The organism is Streptomyces sp. NPDC048349 (assembly GCF_040651925.1).
Lineage (GTDB): Bacteria > Actinomycetota > Actinomycetes > Streptomycetales > Streptomycetaceae > Streptomyces.
In genome coordinates this window covers 26,025-43,010 of sequence record NZ_JBEZLA010000054.1, presented here as the reverse complement: position 1 = coordinate 43,010, position 16,986 = coordinate 26,025, and the positions used below count along the sequence as shown (strand labels likewise).

The window sequence follows — 16,986 nt, the reverse complement described above, 5'->3', positions numbered from 1 at the left end:
GTGCGGGCTCACATCCGGAAGACGCCGAAGCCGCCGCGGGCGCCCTCGACGGGGGCGTTGTGGACGGCCGACAGGCACAGGCCGAGGACGGTACGGGTGTCGCGGGGGTCGATGACCCCGTCGTCGTACAGCCGCCCGGACAGGAACATCGGCAGGGACTCGGACTCGATCTGCGCCTCGACGAAGGCCCGCATTCCGGCGTCGGCCTCGTCGTCGTAGGGCTGCCCCTTGGCGGCGGCGGACTGCCGGGCGACGATGGAGAGCACCCCGGCGAGCTGCTGGGGTCCCATGACGGCGGACTTGGCGCTGGGCCAGGCGAAGAGGAAGCGCGGTTCGTAGGCGCGGCCGCACATGCCGTAGTGGCCGGCGCCGTAACTCGCGCCGATGATCACGGAGAGGTGGGGGACGCGGGAGTTGGAGACCGCGTTGATCATCATCGAGCCGTGTTTGATGATGCCGCCCTGCTCGTACTCCTTGCCGACCATGTAGCCGGTGGTGTTGTGGAGGAAGAGCAGCGGGATGTCGCGCTGGTTGGCGAGCTGGATGAACTGGGCGGCCTTCTGCGACTCGGCGCTGAACAGCACGCCCTGGGCGTTGGCGAGGATGCCGACCGGGTAGCCGTGGAGGGTGGCCCAGCCGGTGACGAGGCTGGTGCCGTACAGGGGCTTGAACTCGTCGAAGTCGGAGGCGTCGACGATGCGGGCGATGACCTCGCGGGGGTCGAAGGGCGTCTTCAGGTCGGGCGGGACGATGCCGAGGAGTTCTTCGGGGTCGTACGCCGGCTCCTCGGCCCGCGGCGGCTCCGCGTGCGCCGGGCGGTGGCCCAGGCGGGCGACGACGCGGCGGGCCCGGCGGATCGCGTCGTGCTCGTCGAGGGCGTAATAGTCGGCGAGGCCGGAGGTGCGGGCGTGCATGTCCGCCCCGCCGAGGGACTCGTCGTCGCTCTCCTCGCCGGTGGCCATCTTGACCAGCGGCGGACCGCCGAGGAACACCTTGGAGCGGTCCTTGATCATGATGGTGTGGTCGGACATCCCGGGGATGTAGGCGCCTCCGGCGGTGGAGTTGCCGAAGACCACGGCGACGGTCGGGATGCCCTCGGCGGAGAGCCGGGTGAGGTCGCGGAAGATCGCGCCGCCCGGGATGAAGATCTCCTTTTGCGAGGGCAGGTCGGCGCCGCCGGACTCCACGAGGCTGATGCAGGGCAGGCGGTTCTGCCGGGCGATCTCGTTGGCCCGCAGTGCCTTCTTCAGGGTCCAGGGGTTGCTGGCGCCGCCGCGGACGGTGGGGTCGTTGGCGGTGACCAGGCACTGGACGCCCTCCACCGTGCCGATGCCGGTGACCATGGAGGCGCCGACGGGGTAGTCGCTGCCCCAGGCGGCCAGCGGGGACAGCTCCAGGAACGGGGTGTCCGGGTCGAGGAGCAGCTCGACGCGCTCGCGGGCCAGCAGCTTGCCGCGCTGCCTGTGGCGGTCCGTGTACTTCTCGCCGCCTCCGGCGAGGGCCTTGGCGTGCTCGGCGTCGAGCGCGGCGAGGCGTTCCAGTGCGGCGGTACGGGCCTGCGCGTGCTCGGGGGCGTGCGGGTCGACGGTGGTGCCGAGGCGGGTCATCAGCCGGTCCCCTCCGGGGCGGTGTCGGGCAGCAGGTGGGTCGGGATGTCGAGGTGGCGGGCGCGCAGCCATTCGCCGAGGGCCTTGGCCTGGGGGTCGAAGCGGTGGCCGGAGGCGACGCCGTCGCCGAGGATGCCGGGGATGTCGAAGTTCAGGGCGCGGAGGTTCGGGAGCTCGTGCCGGGTGACGGGCAGGTCCCGGGTTTCGGGGAGCAGGTACTGGAACAGCGCGACGGTGAGGGTGCGGTGCAGCCATTGCCAGGCGGCGTCGGTCTCCACCCAGACACCGACGTTGGCGTCGCCGCCCTTGTCGCCGCTGCGGGCCCCGGCCAGTGCGCCGAGGGGTGCGCGGGTGGTGGGCCGTGCGGGCGGCTGCTCCCCCGCCGCGCCCCGGTCCGGGGGCACGGTCCCCGACCGGTCCGAAGGCCGGGCCGCCGTCACGCCCGGGAGCTCGGCCCCCGGTGCGGCGGGGATCGGGCGGCGGGAGCCGTCCGGCAGGACCGCCACGTGGGGGACCGAGGCCGGCGGGACGAAGTCCGAGGCGAAGACGCCGTAGGGCTGGGCCGGCCCGGGCGGGGCGGTGACGTGGAAGCCGGGGTAGCTGCCCAGGGCGAGTTCGACCGCGGCCGAGGTCAGGCCGCGGCCCACCCGCTCCGGGGACGGGTCGCGGACGACCAGGCGCAGCAGCGCGCTCGCCGTCTCCTGCGTCGGGGCGTCCTCGTGGTCGGTGCGGGACAGGGTCCAGCTCACGTCCGCGACGCCCTCCAGTGCCCCGGCCAGCTGCGCACGCACCAGAGCCGCCTTCGCCTCGACGTCCAGGCCGGTCAGGACGAAGACCACCTCGTTGCGCCAGCCGCCGATGCGGGTGACGCCCACCTTGAGGAGGGCCGGCGGTGCTTCGCCGAGCACGCCCGAGATCCGTACCCGGTCCGGTCCGTCGTCGGTCAGCCGGACGGTGTCCAGGCGAGCCGTGACGTCCGGGCCGAGATAGCGCACGCCCTGGGTCTCGTACAGGAGTTGCGCGGTGACGGTGCCGACCGAGACGACTCCGCCGGTGCCCGGGTGCTTGGTGATCACCGAGGAGCCGTCCTCGGCGATCTCCGCCAGCGGGAACCCGGGCCGGCGGACGTCGTGCGCGGTGAAGAAGGCGTAGTTCCCGCCGGTGGCCTGCGTGCCGCACTCCAGGACGTGGCCCGCGACCACGGCTCCCGCCAGCCGGTCGTGATCGTCCGGCGCCCAGTCGAACCACCAGGCCGCCGGTCCGCTGACCAGCGCCGCGTCCGTGACCCGGCCGGTCACGACCACGTCCGCGCCCGCCCTCAGGCAGGCCGTGATCCCGGCGCCCCCCAGGTAGGCGTTGGCGGTCAGCGCCCCCTCGGAGTGCGGCATCAGGTCGTCGCCCTCGACGTGCGCGACGGTGACGGGAACCCCTGCCTCGGCCGCCAGCGCCCGCACCGCATCGGCCAGTCCGGCCGGGTTCAGGCCGCCCGCGTTCGCGACGATGCGTACGCCCCGCTCGTGCGCGAGCCCGAGCCCCTCCTCCAGCTGGCGCAGGAACGTCTTGGCGTAGCCGAGGTCCGGGTGCTTCAGGCGGTCGCGGCCGAGGATGAGCATGGTGAGTTCGGCCAGGTAGTCCCCGGTCAGCACGTCCAGCGGGCCGCCGGTCAGCATCTCGCGCAGGGCGTCGAAGCGGTCCCCGTAGAAGCCGGAGGCGTTGCCGATGCGCAGGGGGCGCCTGGTCACAGCGAGCCCTCGGGCGCGCGGCCGGGGCCCGCGGGGCCGGCGAAGGCCTGCGCGATGTCGAGCCAGCGGTCCGCGTCGGGGCCGGTGGCGGCCAGCGCCAGGTCGGCGCGGTGGGCCCGCTGGGTCACCAGGAGGCAGAAGTCGAGTGCGGGACCGGTGATCCGCTGTGGGGCATCGGGAGGCCCGTACGTCCACGTCGTCGAACCGTCGGGTGCCGTCAGCTCCACCCGGAACTCCTGGGCGGGCGCGGGCAGTCCGCGGACGGCGTAGGCGTAGTCGCGGGCCCGTACGCCGATCCGGGCCACGTGCCGCAGCCGCGCGGTCGGGGTGCGCCGTACGCCGAGCGCGTCGGCGACGTCCTGGCCGTGCGCCCAGGTCTCCATCAGCCGGGCGCTCGCCATCGAGGCGGCCTTCATCGGCGGCCCGTACCAGGGGAAGCGGGTGTCGGGCGAGGCCGCCGCGAGGGCCTCGTCGAGGTCGGTGCGCCCGGAGCGCCAGCGGGCGAGCAGCTCGGCGGGCGGCAGCTTCGCCCCCTCCTGCGCACCCTCGTCGACGAAGGAGTCGGGCGCCGCGAGGGCCTCCTCGACCATGCGGCCGAAGCCGGCGGCGTCGGTGAGGGCGAGCAGCGCGGCCCGGTCGGTCCAGTGCAGGTGGGCGATCTGGTGGGCGATGCTCCAGCCGGGCGCCGGGGTGGGCCGGGCCCAGTCGGCGGCCGTCAACTCCCCGACCAGGGCGTCCAGTTCACGCCCCTCCTCGCGCAGGTCGGCAAGGACGGCGGCAGCGGCAGCGGTGGGATCGACGGCGGACGGATCGGGCACGGCGGTGCTCCCCTCTCGGCGTGAGGGGAAGACTGGCAGCCGCCATCAAAACAATCAAGCACGCTTGCATGATTTGTATCCAGGGTGGCGCGAAGGCGACGCCTTCGTACCCGGACCTCCCCCTCGGGCAGCGCGGACGGGAGTACGCCCGCCCCGCCGGCTCCCTCCCCGGCTTCTGCCGGGGTCCCCCGTGGCCGGCGGGGCGGGCGTACGGCTTCAGGGGCGACGGGTGAAGTCCATCGTCCAGTTGCAGATCCAGCTCGCGCCCTCGTCGAGCGAGAAGAACTGCTCCCAGCGGGGGGAGCCGGACGCGGTCCCCGACCACACGAACCGGACGCGGACCGCCTTGCCGTCGTGCGTGTCCTCCCCCTCGAAGACCCCGCGGCCGTCGTCGAACCGTCCGACGACGGGTGGGAACAGGACGCCGGTGCGGCGGCTCGACCAGTACAGCGACCACTGCTCGCGCTCCCGGTCGAAGAGCCGCAGCGTCAGACCGCCGAAGCCCTTCGTCGGGAAGTCGATCTCGTCGAAGCTGGCGCCGCCGTCGAAGTGGCGGGACGCGCGGGACACGGCCGGGAACTCCTCCCACGCGCTGTCCGGGTCGAGGAAGTCGGCGCGCCACCGGTTGGCGACGTCCCAGGTGCCGACGAGGAAGTCGAAATCGTTCATGCGAGGACCGTAGGACCGCTTCACTGACACCATGTGGCAGTGAAGTCGAGCCGATTGCTGTCGATCCTCCTCCTGCTCCAGACCCGGGGCCGGATGACCGCCGCCGAACTCGCGCGCGAGCTGGAGGTGTCCGTCCGTACGGTCTACCGCGACGCGGAGGCGCTGGCCGCGGCGGGTGTCCCGCTGTACGGGGACGCCGGACACAGCGGCGGCTACCAGCTGCTCGCCGGCTACCGGACCCGGCTGACGGGGCTCAGTACGGGCGAGGCGGAGGCCCTGTTCCTGACCGGGATGCCGGGACCGGCCGCGGAACTGGGCCTCGGCCGGGCCCTGTCGGCGGCCCAGCTGAAGCTGCGGGCGGCGCTGCCGCCGGAGCTGCGCGCGCAGGCCGACCGGATGCGGATGCGGTTCCACCTGGACGCGCCGGGCTGGTACGCGGAGCACGAGGAGACCCCGTACCTGGCGCAGGTCGCCGACGCCGTGTGGCAGGGCCGGGTGATCGCCGTCCGCTACCGGCGCTGGAAGGAGCCCCGGGAGGTCGAACGGCTCCTCGCCCCCTACGGACTGGTCCTGAAGGCGGGCCGCTGGTACCTGGTGGCGGGCCCGGACGGCGCCCGGACCTACCGGGTGGACCAGATCCTGTCGGTGACGGACACGGAGCAGACCGCGGAGCTCCCGGAGGGCTTCGACCTGGCGGCGCACTGGCGCCGGACCCAGGAGGACTTCCACGCGCGGCTGTACCCGCAGGAGGCGGAGGTACGCCTGAGTGCCCGCGCCGCGTCCCGCCTGACGGGCCCCCAGGCCCGCGCCCTGGCCGCCACCGGCCACCCGGACCCGGACCTGCCGGGCTGGACCCGCGCGACCCTGCCGATCGAGTCGGCGGACCACGCGGAGGCCCAGTTCCTGGCCCTGGCGGCGGACGCGGAGGTCCTCTCCCCGCCCGCCCTCCGCGCCCGCATCAGGGCCGCGGTGACGGCGATGACGGCCCGGTACGCGGACCGTTAGCCGTCGCCGAGCTCGCCGGTCCCGCATCCATCAGGCGGCCCGTTTCCTGCTCTGGGAGCGGACCGCGCCCATGCTGGCCGCGATGACCAGCGCGATGGCCAGGGCGTCCAGCGCGGACATGGCCTGGTTCAGGACGAGGAAGCCCGCGGTGGCGGCGATGGCCGGCTCCAGGCTCATCAGGATCGCGAAGGTGGGGGCCGGGAGCCGGCGCAGGGCGAGGAGTTCCAGGGTGTACGGCAGCACGGAGGACAGGACGGCCACGCCGACGCCGAGCGCGAGGGTGCTCGGGACCAGCAGGGCGGAGCCGGCTTCGAGGAGGCCCAGCGGCAGCGACAGCACGGCGGCCACCGCCATGGCCAGGGCCAGGCCGTCCGCCTGCGGGAAGCGGCGGCCCGTGCGCGCGCTGAACACGATGTACGCCGCCCACATCGCGCCCGCCCCGACCGCGTAGGCCGCGCCCAGGGGGTCGAGACCGCCGAAGCCGGCCCCGCCGTGGCCCGCCAGCAGCACGACGCCGGCCAGGGCCAGGACCGCCCAGAGCAGGTTCACCAGACGCCGGGAGACGACCACGGACAGGGCCAGCGGGCCGAGCACCTCGAGGGTGACGGCCGGGCCGAGCGGGATGCGGTCGATGGCCTGGTAGAAGAGGCCGTTCATGCCCGCCATGGCCACGCCGAAGGCGACCACCGTGCCCCAGTCGGCGCGGAAGTAGCCGCGCACCGTGGGGCGGCACACGAGCAGCAGCACCAGCGCGGCCGCCGCGAGGCGCAGGGTGACCACGCCCGCCGCCCCCGCCCGCGGCATGATCATGACCGCCAGGGCCGCGCCGAACTGCACCGAGATCCCCGCCGAGACCACCAGCGCGACCGGGCCGAGGCGGGACCCCCCGGCGGGGCGCGCGGTGGCGGGCGACGCGCTGTGCGGGGCGGGGGTCGTCGTGGCGGGGGAGGGGGAAGGTGCGGGCATTTATCCAGATTAGTGGGTCGTAAGGAGTGCTGCCGCGTGTGCTGCCTTACATAGCCGCCTGCCTTGCACAGCCGCCCGTCTTGCACGCCGTCTGCCTTACACAGCCGTCGTGGCCCCGCCTCCGCCCTGTCCGCCGTCCGATGCGCCGTCCCGGCCGCCGGCCAGGCCGTCGGCCAGGAGTTCCGCCAGGTGGTGGGCCCGGACCCCGCCCAGCTGGGCGATCTGGGTGCGGCAGGAGAAGCCGTCGGCCTGGACGGCGGCGTCCGGTGCGGCCGCGCGCAGGGACGGGAGGAGCTGCTCCTGTGCGCAGGCCACCGACACCTCGTGGTGGCCCGGCTCGAAGCCGAAGTTCCCGGCCAGCCCGCAGCAGCCGCCGCTGAGCTCGCCGGTGAGCCCGGCCCGTGCGCGCAGCCGCCGGTCGGCGGCGTCGCCGAGCACCGCGTGCTGATGGCAGTGGGTCTGGCCGGTCACCGGCCGGTCGAGGCGCGGCGGCTGCCAGTGCGGCGCGTGCTCCTCGAGGGTCTCGGCGAAGGTGCGGACGGCCCCTGCCAGCTGCCGGGCCCGGGGGTCCTGCGGGAGGAGGGCGGGCAGGTCGGTGCGCAGGGCTGCGGCGCAGCTGGGTTCCAGGACGAGGACGGGGCCCCGGACGTCGCCGAGGGCGGTCAGCGTGCGGCGCAAGGTCGTGCGGGCGCGGTCGGGGCGGCCGGTGGACAGGTACGTCAGCCCGCAGCACACCGGGCCGGTGGGGACGGTGACGGCCAGGCCGGCCGCCTCCAGGACGCGGACCGCGGCGTGGCCGACCTCCGGGGACAGGTACTGCGTGAACGTGTCCGGCCACAGCGTCACCGGGGGTTCAGTGGGGGCGGATCCCTGCGGGCGGCCCTCCCGGAGCCCCGGCCGGGTCGCGCGGTGCCCGCGGGTGAACGGCTCCCGGGCCAGGACCGGCAGGGCGCGTTCGCGGGCCAGGCCCGGCACCCGGACGCGCCGCGCCAGTGCGTTCGCAAGGCCCGCGCCCCGCAGGCGGGCGATCAGGCGCAGCCAGGCCGGGAGGCCGCCCAGGGCGTAGTGGGCGAGCGGGCGGATGCGGCCCGCCCAGTGGTGGTGCAGGAACTCCGCCTTGTACGAGGCCATGTCCACGCCCACCGGGCAGTCGCTGAGGCACCCCTTGCAGCCCAGGCACAGGTCCAGCGCCTCGGCGACCTCCGCGGAGCGCCAGCCGTCCCGTACGACCTCGCCCGCCAGCATCTCGTGCAGCAGCCGGGCCCGGCCCCGCGTGGAGTGCCGCTCCTCCCCCGTGGCCCGGTACGACGGGCACATCACCCCCGGCCCGCCCGCGTCGGCCGTCCGGCACTTGGCGACCCCCACGCACCGGGCCACCTCCCCCGCGAAGGCGGAGTCCGGCAGGACCGCGAAGCGCAGGTTCTCGTCGAGGCGCGCCGGGCGGACCAGCATCCCCGGGTTCATGCCGCCCGCCGGGTCCCACACGTCCTTGTACGCGCCGAAGAGCCCGACCACCTCCGCCCCGTACATCCTCGGCAGCAGTTCGGCCCGTGCCTGCCCGTCCCCGTGTTCCCCGGACAGCGAGCCGCCGTGCGCCACCACCAGGTCCGCCATCTCCGAGGAGAACTCCCGGAAGCGGGCCACGCCCGGCGCCGAGACCAGGTCGAAGTCGATCCGTACGTGGACGCAGCCCTCGCCGAAGTGCCCGTACGGCGATCCGCGCAGGCCGTGCCGCGCCAGCAGGGCGCGGAACTCCCGCAGGTACGCCCCCAGCCGGGCCGGCGGTACCGCGCAGTCCTCCCATCCCGGCCAGGCCATCTCCCCTCCCGGCATCCGCGTGGCCGTGCCGGCCGCGTCGTCCCGGATCCGCCACAGCGCCCGCTGCTCCGCCGGGTCGGTGACCACCACCGCGTCGAGCGCGTCGGCTCCCCGTACCAGCTCCCGCGCCGCGCCCTCGTCCGCCATCTCCACGAACAGCCAGGCCGCGCCCCTCGGCAGTCCGACGGCCCCGCGCACCAGGTCCTGCGCCATCCCCTCCACCGTGAGCGGCCCTGACCCCGGCTCCCTCCGGGAGGTGCCCGCGGACACCAGTCCGGCGGCCGCGTCCGCCGCCGCGCTCTCGTCCGCGTACCCCAGGACCGCCAGGACCGGCGCGGGCGGCAGCTCCACCAGGCGCACCACCGCCTCGGTGACCACCCCGAGCGTGCCCTCGCTCCCGCAGAACGCCCGCGCGAGCTGCACGCCCCGCTCGGGCAGCAGCGCGTCCAGTCCCCCGTAGCCGGAGATCCGCCGGGAGAAGCCGCCGGCCATCCCGGTGCGCAGCAGCGCCAGGTTCCCCGCGACGAGCTCGCGCAGGCCCTGCGGCGCTCCCGCCCAGCCCGTCCCGATCCGGTGGACGGCGCCCCCGTACGCCGTCACCGCCAGCTCGGCCACGTTGTCCGCGGTGGTCCCCCAGGCGACCGAATGGGCCCCGCAGGCGTTGTTGCCGATCATGCCGCCGAGGGTGCAGCGGGAGTGCGTGGAGGGGTCCGGGCCGAAGGTCAGGCCGTAGGGGCGCACCGCGTCCCGCAGCCGGTCCAGGACCAGCCCGGGCTGGACCACGGCGAGGCGCGCTGCCGGGTCCACGGAGACCAGGGCGTTCATGTGCCGGGTGAGGTCGAGGACCACGCCGGTGCCCGTGGCCTGGCCCGCGATGGAGGTCCCGCCACCGCGCGGGACGACCGGGACCCCGGCCGCCGCGCACACGCGCAGCGCGGCCGCCACGTCGTCGGCATCGCGCGGGGCGACGACGCCGACCGGCACGCGCCGGTAGTTCGAGGCGTCCATGGTCGCCAGTGCCCGGGCCGCGGCACCGAAGTCCACCTCCCCGCGCAGCTCCGTCCGCAAGGTCCGCTCGAGTTCCCCGGGTGTCGTCACGGCATCCACCCTGCCACCGTCCGGGTGTCCACGAGGGGCCCCCGATGCGTCTCATCGGGTGGACGCGCCTCCGAAGCCCGGACCGGGACCCGATACGCTCCGTTGGTGGCCGAGATCCAGATTCCCGCTGACATCAAGCCCGCCGACGGACGCTTCGGCGCGGGCCCCTCCAAGGTGCGGACCGAGGCGCTGGACGCCCTCGCCGCCACCGGTACCTCCCTGCTCGGAACCTCCCACCGCCAGGCCCCGGTCAAGAACCTGGTCGGCTCGGTGCGCCAGGGGCTCCGTGACCTCTTCTCCCTCCCCGAGGGCTACGAGGTGATCCTGGGCAACGGCGGCTCCACCGCCTTCTGGGACATCGCGACCCACGGGCTGATCGAGCAGAAGTCCCAGCACCTCACCTTCGGCGAGTTCTCCTCCAAGTTCGCCAAGGCCGCGAAGCTCGCGCCGTGGCTGGACGCGCCGACCGTCATCTCCTCCGAGCCGGGCACGCACCCCGAGCCCGAGGCCGAGGCGGGCGTGGACGTGTACGCGTACACCCACAACGAGACCTCGACGGGTGTCGCGGCGCCGGTCAAGCGCGTCGCCGGCGCGGACGCCGGGTCGCTCGTCCTGGTGGACGCGACCTCGGGCGCCGGCGGTCTGCCGGTGGACATCACCGAGACCGACGTCTACTACTTCGCCCCGCAGAAGTCCTTCGCCTCGGAAGGCGGCCTGTGGCTGGCCGCCTTCTCCCCGGCCGCGCTGGAGCGGGCCGCCCGCGTGCACGCGTCGGGCCGGCACATCCCGGAGTTCTTCTCGCTGCCGACGGCGATCGACAACTCGCTGAAGAACCAGACGTACAACACCCCGGCGCTGTCCACCCTCTTCCTGCTGAACGAGCAGCTGGAGTGGATGAACGGCCAGGGCGGCCTGGAGTTCACGACCGGTCGTACGGCGGCCAGCGCGCGCAACCTGTACGGCTGGGCCGAGGCGTCCAAGTACGCGACCCCGTTCGTCGTGGACGCCGACAAGCGTTCCGCCGTCATCGGCACGATCGACTTCTCGGACGACATCGACGCGGCGGCCGTCGCCAAGGTGCTGCGCGCCAACGGGATCGTGGACACCGAGCCGTACCGCAAGCTCGGCCGCAACCAGCTCCGCATCGCGATGTTCCCGGCGATCGATCCGGCGGACGTGCAGGCGCTGACCGCCTGCATCGACTACGTCATCGAGAAGCTCTGACACTCGCTCACGAACCCCCGGCGGCCCCGTGCCGCCGGGGGTTCCGTCGTTCCCGGGGGCCTTCCCCGCCGGGAGGGGTTCCATCGTTCCCGGGGGCCTCCTCGCCGGGAGGACGCGCACAGGAAGGCGGAGCTCCGCCTGATCACGTGCGGCGGGAACCTCGCCGGGGAGCGCCACTGGGATGCCGACGTCGTGGTGTTCGCGCACCTCACGGGCGAGCGATGGCCCCGTAGGCGGTACCTTCAGGAGTTCTTGGAGGCAGCACAGCGTGGAGGCAGCGGCGTGAGCGTGCGAGTGACGGCGGCCCAGAGCGGCGTGGACCCCTTCGGCACGGCCCGGCTGCGGCGGGCGGTGCTCGACGCCTGGGGCGCGGGCCCGGCCCGCTTCCGCGAGGACGCCAACGCCGAGGAGGACCTGGCGCTGGGCGGCTACCGCGACCGGCTCGTCGTCGAGCTGGCCCAGAACGCGGCCGACGCCGCGGCGCGTGCGGGGGTACCGGGCCGGCTGCGCCTCACCCTGCACGCGGGCGAGGGCGGGCACGCGGTCCTGGCCGTCGCCAACACCGGTGCCCCGCTCGACGCGACGGGTGTGGAGTCGCTGAGCACCCTGCGCGCCTCCGCCAAGCGCGCGTCGGGAACCGGCGGGGGTCCCGGCGCGGGCCCCGGCAGCGGCTCCGGCTCCGGCTCCGGCTCCGGCTCCGGCTCCGGCGACACCGTCGGCCGCTTCGGCGTCGGCTTCGCGGCCGTCCTCGCGGTGTCCGACGAGCCCGCCGTCCTCGGCCGCCACGGCGGCGTCCGCTGGTCGCTGGCCGAGGCCCGCGAACTGGCCCGCGACGCCGCCGTCGGCAGCCCCGGCCTCGGCGACGAACTGCGCCGCCGCGACGGCCACGTCCCGTTGCTGCGGCTCCCGCTGCCCGCCGAGGGCACCGCCCCCGAGGGCTACGACACCGTCGTGGTCCTCCCGCTGCGCGACGCCGCCGCCGAGGACCTCGTCGAGCGGCTCCTCACCGGCATCGACGACGCGCTGCTGCTCACCCTGCCCGGGCTGCAAGAGGTCGTCGTGGAGACCCCGGCCGGTCCTGCCCGCACCCTGTACCGCAGCGACGAGGGCCCCTACGCCGTCATCGAGGACTCCCGGTCGGGCACCAACCGGTGGCGCACCGTCCGCCACGGCGGCCCCCTCGAGAAGGCCCTGCTCGCGGACCGGCCCGTCGAGGAACGGCTGCGGCCCTCCTGGTCGGTGTCCTGGGCCGTGCCCGTCGACACCGAGGGCGCGCCCGTGCGCCCGGCCACCGCGCCCGTCGTCCACGCGCCGACCCCCACCGACGAACCGCTGGGCATCCCGGCCCTGCTCATCGCGACCCTGCCGCTGGACACCACCCGCCGGCACCCGGCGCCGGGCCCGCTGACCGACTTCCTCGTGGAGCGCGCCGCCGACGCCTACGCCGAACTCCTCGGCGCCTGGGACCCGGTGACCACCGCCCTCGTCGACCTGGTCCCCGGCCCGCTCGGCAAGGGCGAGCTGGACGGGGCCCTGCGCGCCGCCGTGCTCCGGCGCCTCCCCCGCACCGCCTTCCTCGCGCCCGCCGCCCCGCCCGAGCACGCCGACGAGCGGGCCGCCCTGCGCCCCTTCGAGGCCGAGGTCGTGGAGGGCGCGGGCGCCGACACCGTACGGGTCCTGGCCGAGGTCCTGCCGACCCTGCTCCCGGCCGGCCTGGAGCGCCGCGCCGAGCTGCGCACCCTGGGCGTGGGCCGGCTTCCGCTCGGCGACGCCATCGAGCGGATCGCGGGCATCGAGCGGACCCCCGAGTGGTGGCACCGGCTCTACGACTCCCTCGCCGGGGTCGACCCGGACCGGCTGTCCGGGCTGCCCGTGCCGCTCGCCGACGGCCGCACGACGATCGGGCCGCGCCACGTCCTCCTCCCGTACGCGGACACCCCGGCGGACCTGGCCCGGCTGGGGCTGAAGGTGGCCCACCCCGACGCCGCGCATCCGCTGCTGGAGAAGCTCGGCGCCCTCCCGGCGACCGCTCGGGCCGTCCTGACGACCCCGCAGGTACGGGCCGCCGTGGCCGGCTCGATGGACGCGGGCGAGATCTGGGACGAGGACGCCCTGGACCCGGAGGAACTGGCCGACGTGGTCCTGGGCCTGGTCCGCGACGCCGAGCTGGCCCCGGGCGACGAACCGTGGCTGGGCGCGCTGGCCCTCCCGGACGAGGACGGGGAGCCGACCCCGGCCGGTGAGCTGCTGCTGCCCGGCTCGCCGCTCGCCTCCGTCATCCGCGAGGACGAAGTCCCGTACGTGGACGCCGAGCTGGCCGCCCGCTGGGACGCCGACACGCTCACCGCCGTGGGCGTCCTCGCCACGTTCCAGCTGGTCCGCGCCACCGATGTGGTGCTCGACCCGGACGAGCTGGAGCCGCGCGAGGGCGACTTCGCCGAGCCGGACGACGCGGGCCTGCTCGACGCCGTCGACGTGTGGTGCGAGGACGTACTGGACCAGCTGCCGGACACCCCGGTCCCCCCGGTGGCCACGGAACTGGTCGCCGTACGGGACCTGGACCTGGTCGACGACGACTGCTGGCCCCAGGCCCTGGCCATGCTCGCGCAGCCCCCGCTGCGCGACGCCCTGACCCAGCCCGTGCGCGTCCTCCTCCCGGACGGCACCACGCAGTCGGTGCGCCCGTACACCGCCTGGTGGCTGCGCGACCACCCGGTGCTGGACGGCCGCCGCCCGGCGGGCCTGCGCGCGGCGGGCGGCGACCCGCTGCTGGCGGGCCTCTACACCTCGGCGGACGCCACCGGCTTCGAGGACGAGCAGGTGTTGCGCGCCCTCGGCGTACGGACCACGGTTGCGGCCCTCCTGGACGAACCGGGCGGCGCGGCCGAGCTCCTGGCCCGCCTCGCGGATCCGGAGCGCGAGGTGACGGGCCGCCAGCTGCACGGCCTGTACTCCGCCCTGGCCGATCTGGACCCCGAGCAGGTCACCCTTCCGGACGAGCTGCGCGCGGTGGTGGACGGCGAGGTCCTGGTGGTGGACGCGGCGGACGCGGTCATCGCGGACGCCCCGGACCTGCTGCCCCTGACGCAGGGCCTGCCGCTCCTGCCGGTCGCGCCGTCCCGGGCGGCCGACCTGGCGGACCTCCTCCAGGTCCGCCGCCTCTCGGAGACGGTCCCGGCGGAGGTCACGACCCCCGGCGAGGAACACGAGGTCCCGGAGCCGGTCCGCATCCTGCTGGGCCCCGCGACCCCGTCCACGTACCTCGAACACGAGGAGCTGATCGCGGGCGGCATCGAACTGGACTGGCGCCGCACCCCCGACGGCACCCTGCACGCCTCCACCCTGGAGGGCGTGGCGGCGGGACTGGCCTGGTCGGCGGGCCAGTGGCCGCGCCGCTTCGAGGTGGCGGCCCTGCTGGAGGACCCGTCCCGCACGGCGGAGCTGGCCCGGGACCGGTGGTTCGACTAGGTCGTGAGAGACGGCCCGGGGCCGGGCCGAACGAGACGGTCCGAGGCGAGGGCGTGCCCGTGTCCGCGTGGCGGGACGCGCTCGGGGCCGCTCATGCCGGGAACCTGCGGTCCACCCACCGGAACGTGAACTCGATCAGGGTCGCGGCCGCCGCGGCGACCGCGACCGCGATCCAGGGCATGGTCACGCCCTCCAGCTTGAGCTGGAAGAAGTCCTGGAGCCAGGGCACGAACAGCACGATCAGGAAGGCGCCGGCCATCGCGCCGACCAGGCCGACGCGCCACCACGTGTACGGGCGGGCGATGATCGCCAGGACCCACATCGAGGTGAGGAACAGGGCCAGGGTGGCCGCGCTGGTTTCGGCCTTGAGGGCGTCGGGGCCCGTGTAGTGGGAGCGGGCGACCAGGTACGTCACGAAGGTGGCCGTCGCCGCGATCACGCCGCCCGGGACGGCGTAGCGCATCACCCGTTTCACGAAGTGCGGTTTCGCGCGTTCCTTGTTCGGCGCGAGGGCCAGGAAGAAGGCGGGGATGCCGATGGTGAGGGTGGACAGCAGGGTCAGGTGGCGGGGCAGGAAGGGGTACTCGACCTGCGAGCAGACCACCAGGATCGCGAGGAGGACCGAATAGACCGTCTTCGTCAGGAAGAGGGTCGCTACGCGGGTGATGTTGCCGATGACCCGGCGGCCCTCGGCGACCACCGACGGGAGGGTCGAGAAGCTGTTGTTGAGGAGGACGATCTGGGCCACGGCCCGGGTGGCCTCGGAGCCGGAGCCCATCGAGACGCCGATGTCGGCGTCCTTGAGGGCCAGGACGTCGTTGACGCCGTCGCCGGTCATGGCGACCGTGTGGCCCTTGGACTGGAGGGCGCCGACCATGTCCCGCTTCTGCTGCGGGGTCACGCGCCCGAAGACGGAGTTCGCGTCGAGGACGTGTGCCATGCCGGCCTGCTCGGCGGGCATTTTGCGGGCGTCGACGGTGTTCTCGGCGCCCGGCAGGCCCAGCTTGCCGGCGACCGCGCCGACCGAGACGGCGTTGTCCCCGGATATGACCTTCGCCTTGACGTCCTGGTCCTCGAAGTAGCGCAGCGTGTCGGCGGCGTCCGGGCGGAGCCGCTGCTCGAGGACGACGATGGCGGTCGGCCGGACGCCGGTGGCCACGGCTTCGTCGTCGAGTTCGCGGGCGGAGCGGGCCAGCAGGAGGACCCGCAGGCCCTGTTCGTTGAGGTCGTGGATCTCGTCGAGGGCGGGGTCCCCGGTGGGGAGCAGGACGTCGGGGGCGCCCAGCAGCCAGGTGCTGCTCTCGCCGTCGCCCTCGCTGAAGCTGGCGCCGCTGTACTTGCGGGCGGAGGAGAAGGGCAGGGACTCGGTGCAGCGCCACTCGGCGCTGTCGGGGTAGGCGTCGATGATCGCCTGGAGGCTGGCGTTGGGCCGCGGGTCGGACTCGCCGAGGGCGCCGAGCACCTTCGTGACGTACGAGGGGTCCGCGCCGCCGAGCGGGCGGAGCTCGGTGACGTCCATGCCGCCCTCGGTGAGCGTGCCGGTCTTGTCGAGGCAGACCACGTCGACGCGGGCGAGGCCCTCGATGGCGGGCAGTTCCTGGACCAGGCACTGCTTGCGGCCGAGCCGGATGACGCCGATCGCGAAGGCCACCGAGGTGAGCAGGACGAGGCCCTCGGGGATCATCGGGACGATGCCGCCGACGGTGCGGGCGATGGAGTCCTTGAGGTTGGAGTCCTTGACGACCAGCTGGCTGATGACGAGGCCGATGGAGGTCGGGATCATCATCCAGGTGACGTACTTGAGGATGGTGGAGATGCCGGAGCGCAGCTCGGAGTGGACGAGGGTGAAGCGGGAGGCTTCTTCGGCCAACTGGGCGGCGTAGGCCTCGCGGCCGACCTTGGTGGCGGTGAAGGCGCCGCCGCCGGCGACGACGAACGAGCCGGACATGACCTCGTCGCCGGGCTTCTTCAGGACGGGGTCGGCCTCGCCGGTGAGCAGGGACTCGTCGATCTCCAGGCCGTCGGCCTCGCCGACGGCTCCGTCGACGACGACCTTGTCGCCGGGGCCGAGTTCGATGACGTCGCCGAGGACGATCTCGGAGGTGGAGATCTCCGCGGTCCTGCCGTCGCGGCGGACGCTGGGTTTGGCCTCGCCGATGACGGCGAGGCCGTCGAGGGTCTTCTTGGCGCGCAGTTCCTGGATGATGCCGATGCCGGTGTTCGCGATGATCACGAAGCCGAAGAGGCTGTCCTGGATCGGAGCGACGAAGAGCATGACCACCCAGAGCACGCCGATGATCGCGTTGAACCGGGTGAGGACGTTGCCGCGGACGATGTCGGCGGTGGAGCGGCTGCTGCGGACGGGGACGTCGTTGACGTCTCCGCGCGCCACGCGTTCGGCGACCTCGGCGGTGCTCAGGCCGCCGGGCTTGAAGCGGGGCGCGGGCGGTCGCACGGGGTGTACGGGGTCCAGCTCGGCCCCCGCGTCGATGGCGCCGCCGGCCCGCTCCGGACCGTCCTGATCGATCTTCGCCCGCTGCGTCATGCTTTCGACGGTACGGGCGGTTCGAA

The 16,986-nt window shown here is 74.5% G+C and carries 10 protein-coding genes; 3 read left to right on the top strand and 7 right to left on the bottom strand.

Annotated features, from left to right (window positions below; genetic code table 11):
- Positions 1–8: 8 nt before the first annotated feature.
- The 4 genes from AB0D44_RS26025 to AB0D44_RS26010 all read right to left on the bottom strand — a co-directional run bounded on the left by AB0D44_RS26025 (position 9) and on the right by AB0D44_RS26010 (position 4,836).
- Positions 9–1,607, bottom strand: a complete 1,599-nt coding sequence (locus AB0D44_RS26025; protein ID WP_362595215.1) for a carboxyl transferase domain-containing protein — start codon at positions 1,605–1,607, stop codon at positions 9–11.
- Positions 1,607–3,349, bottom strand: coding sequence for an acyclic terpene utilization AtuA family protein (locus AB0D44_RS26020; protein ID WP_362595213.1), 1,743 nt, complete (start codon positions 3,347–3,349; stop codon positions 1,607–1,609). The genes AB0D44_RS26025 and AB0D44_RS26020 overlap by 1 nt, the downstream gene beginning before the upstream one ends.
- On the bottom strand, positions 3,346–4,167 hold the full coding sequence (locus AB0D44_RS26015; RefSeq protein ID WP_362595211.1) for a TIGR03084 family metal-binding protein: 822 nt from the start codon (positions 4,165–4,167) through the stop codon (positions 3,346–3,348). Before AB0D44_RS26015 ends, AB0D44_RS26020 begins: the two co-directional genes overlap by 4 nt.
- 216 nt (positions 4,168–4,383) lie before the next feature.
- A complete protein-coding gene (locus AB0D44_RS26010; protein ID WP_362595209.1) occupies positions 4,384–4,836 on the bottom strand; it encodes a hypothetical protein in 453 nt (150 codons plus the stop codon).
- 39 nt (positions 4,837–4,875) lie between these two features.
- On the opposite strand from AB0D44_RS26010, the gene AB0D44_RS26005 reads away from it, so the two are divergent.
- The gene (locus AB0D44_RS26005) at positions 4,876–5,841 is read left to right on the top strand and encodes a WYL domain-containing protein (RefSeq protein WP_362595207.1); all 966 of its coding nucleotides are present in this window, start codon (positions 4,876–4,878) and stop codon (positions 5,839–5,841) included.
- 30 nt (positions 5,842–5,871) lie between these two features.
- On the opposite strand, the gene AB0D44_RS26000 is transcribed toward AB0D44_RS26005, so the two are convergent.
- Positions 5,872–6,807 (bottom strand): EamA family transporter, encoded by a 936-nt coding sequence (locus AB0D44_RS26000; protein ID WP_362595205.1) that lies wholly within the window; start codon positions 6,805–6,807, stop codon positions 5,872–5,874.
- A gap of 96 nt (positions 6,808–6,903) precedes the next feature.
- Entirely contained in the window at positions 6,904–9,633 is a 2,730-nt protein-coding gene (locus AB0D44_RS25995; RefSeq protein ID WP_362595239.1) for an FAD-binding and (Fe-S)-binding domain-containing protein, read from the bottom strand.
- A 195-nt stretch (positions 9,634–9,828) separates the two neighbouring features.
- On the opposite strand from AB0D44_RS25995, the gene serC reads away from it, so the two are divergent.
- Positions 9,829–10,947, top strand: a complete 1,119-nt coding sequence (gene serC / locus AB0D44_RS25990; RefSeq protein ID WP_362595203.1) for a phosphoserine transaminase — start codon at positions 9,829–9,831, stop codon at positions 10,945–10,947.
- 282 nt (positions 10,948–11,229) lie between these two features.
- The gene (locus AB0D44_RS25985; protein ID WP_362595201.1) at positions 11,230–14,415 is read left to right on the top strand and encodes a molecular chaperone Hsp90; all 3,186 of its coding nucleotides are present in this window, start codon (positions 11,230–11,232) and stop codon (positions 14,413–14,415) included.
- A gap of 91 nt (positions 14,416–14,506) precedes the next feature.
- On the opposite strand, the gene AB0D44_RS25980 is transcribed toward AB0D44_RS25985, so the two are convergent.
- Complete coding sequence (locus AB0D44_RS25980; protein WP_362595200.1) at positions 14,507–16,960, bottom strand: HAD-IC family P-type ATPase; 2,454 nt, start codon at positions 16,958–16,960, stop codon at positions 14,507–14,509.
- Between the last annotated feature and the right edge of the window lie 26 nt (positions 16,961–16,986).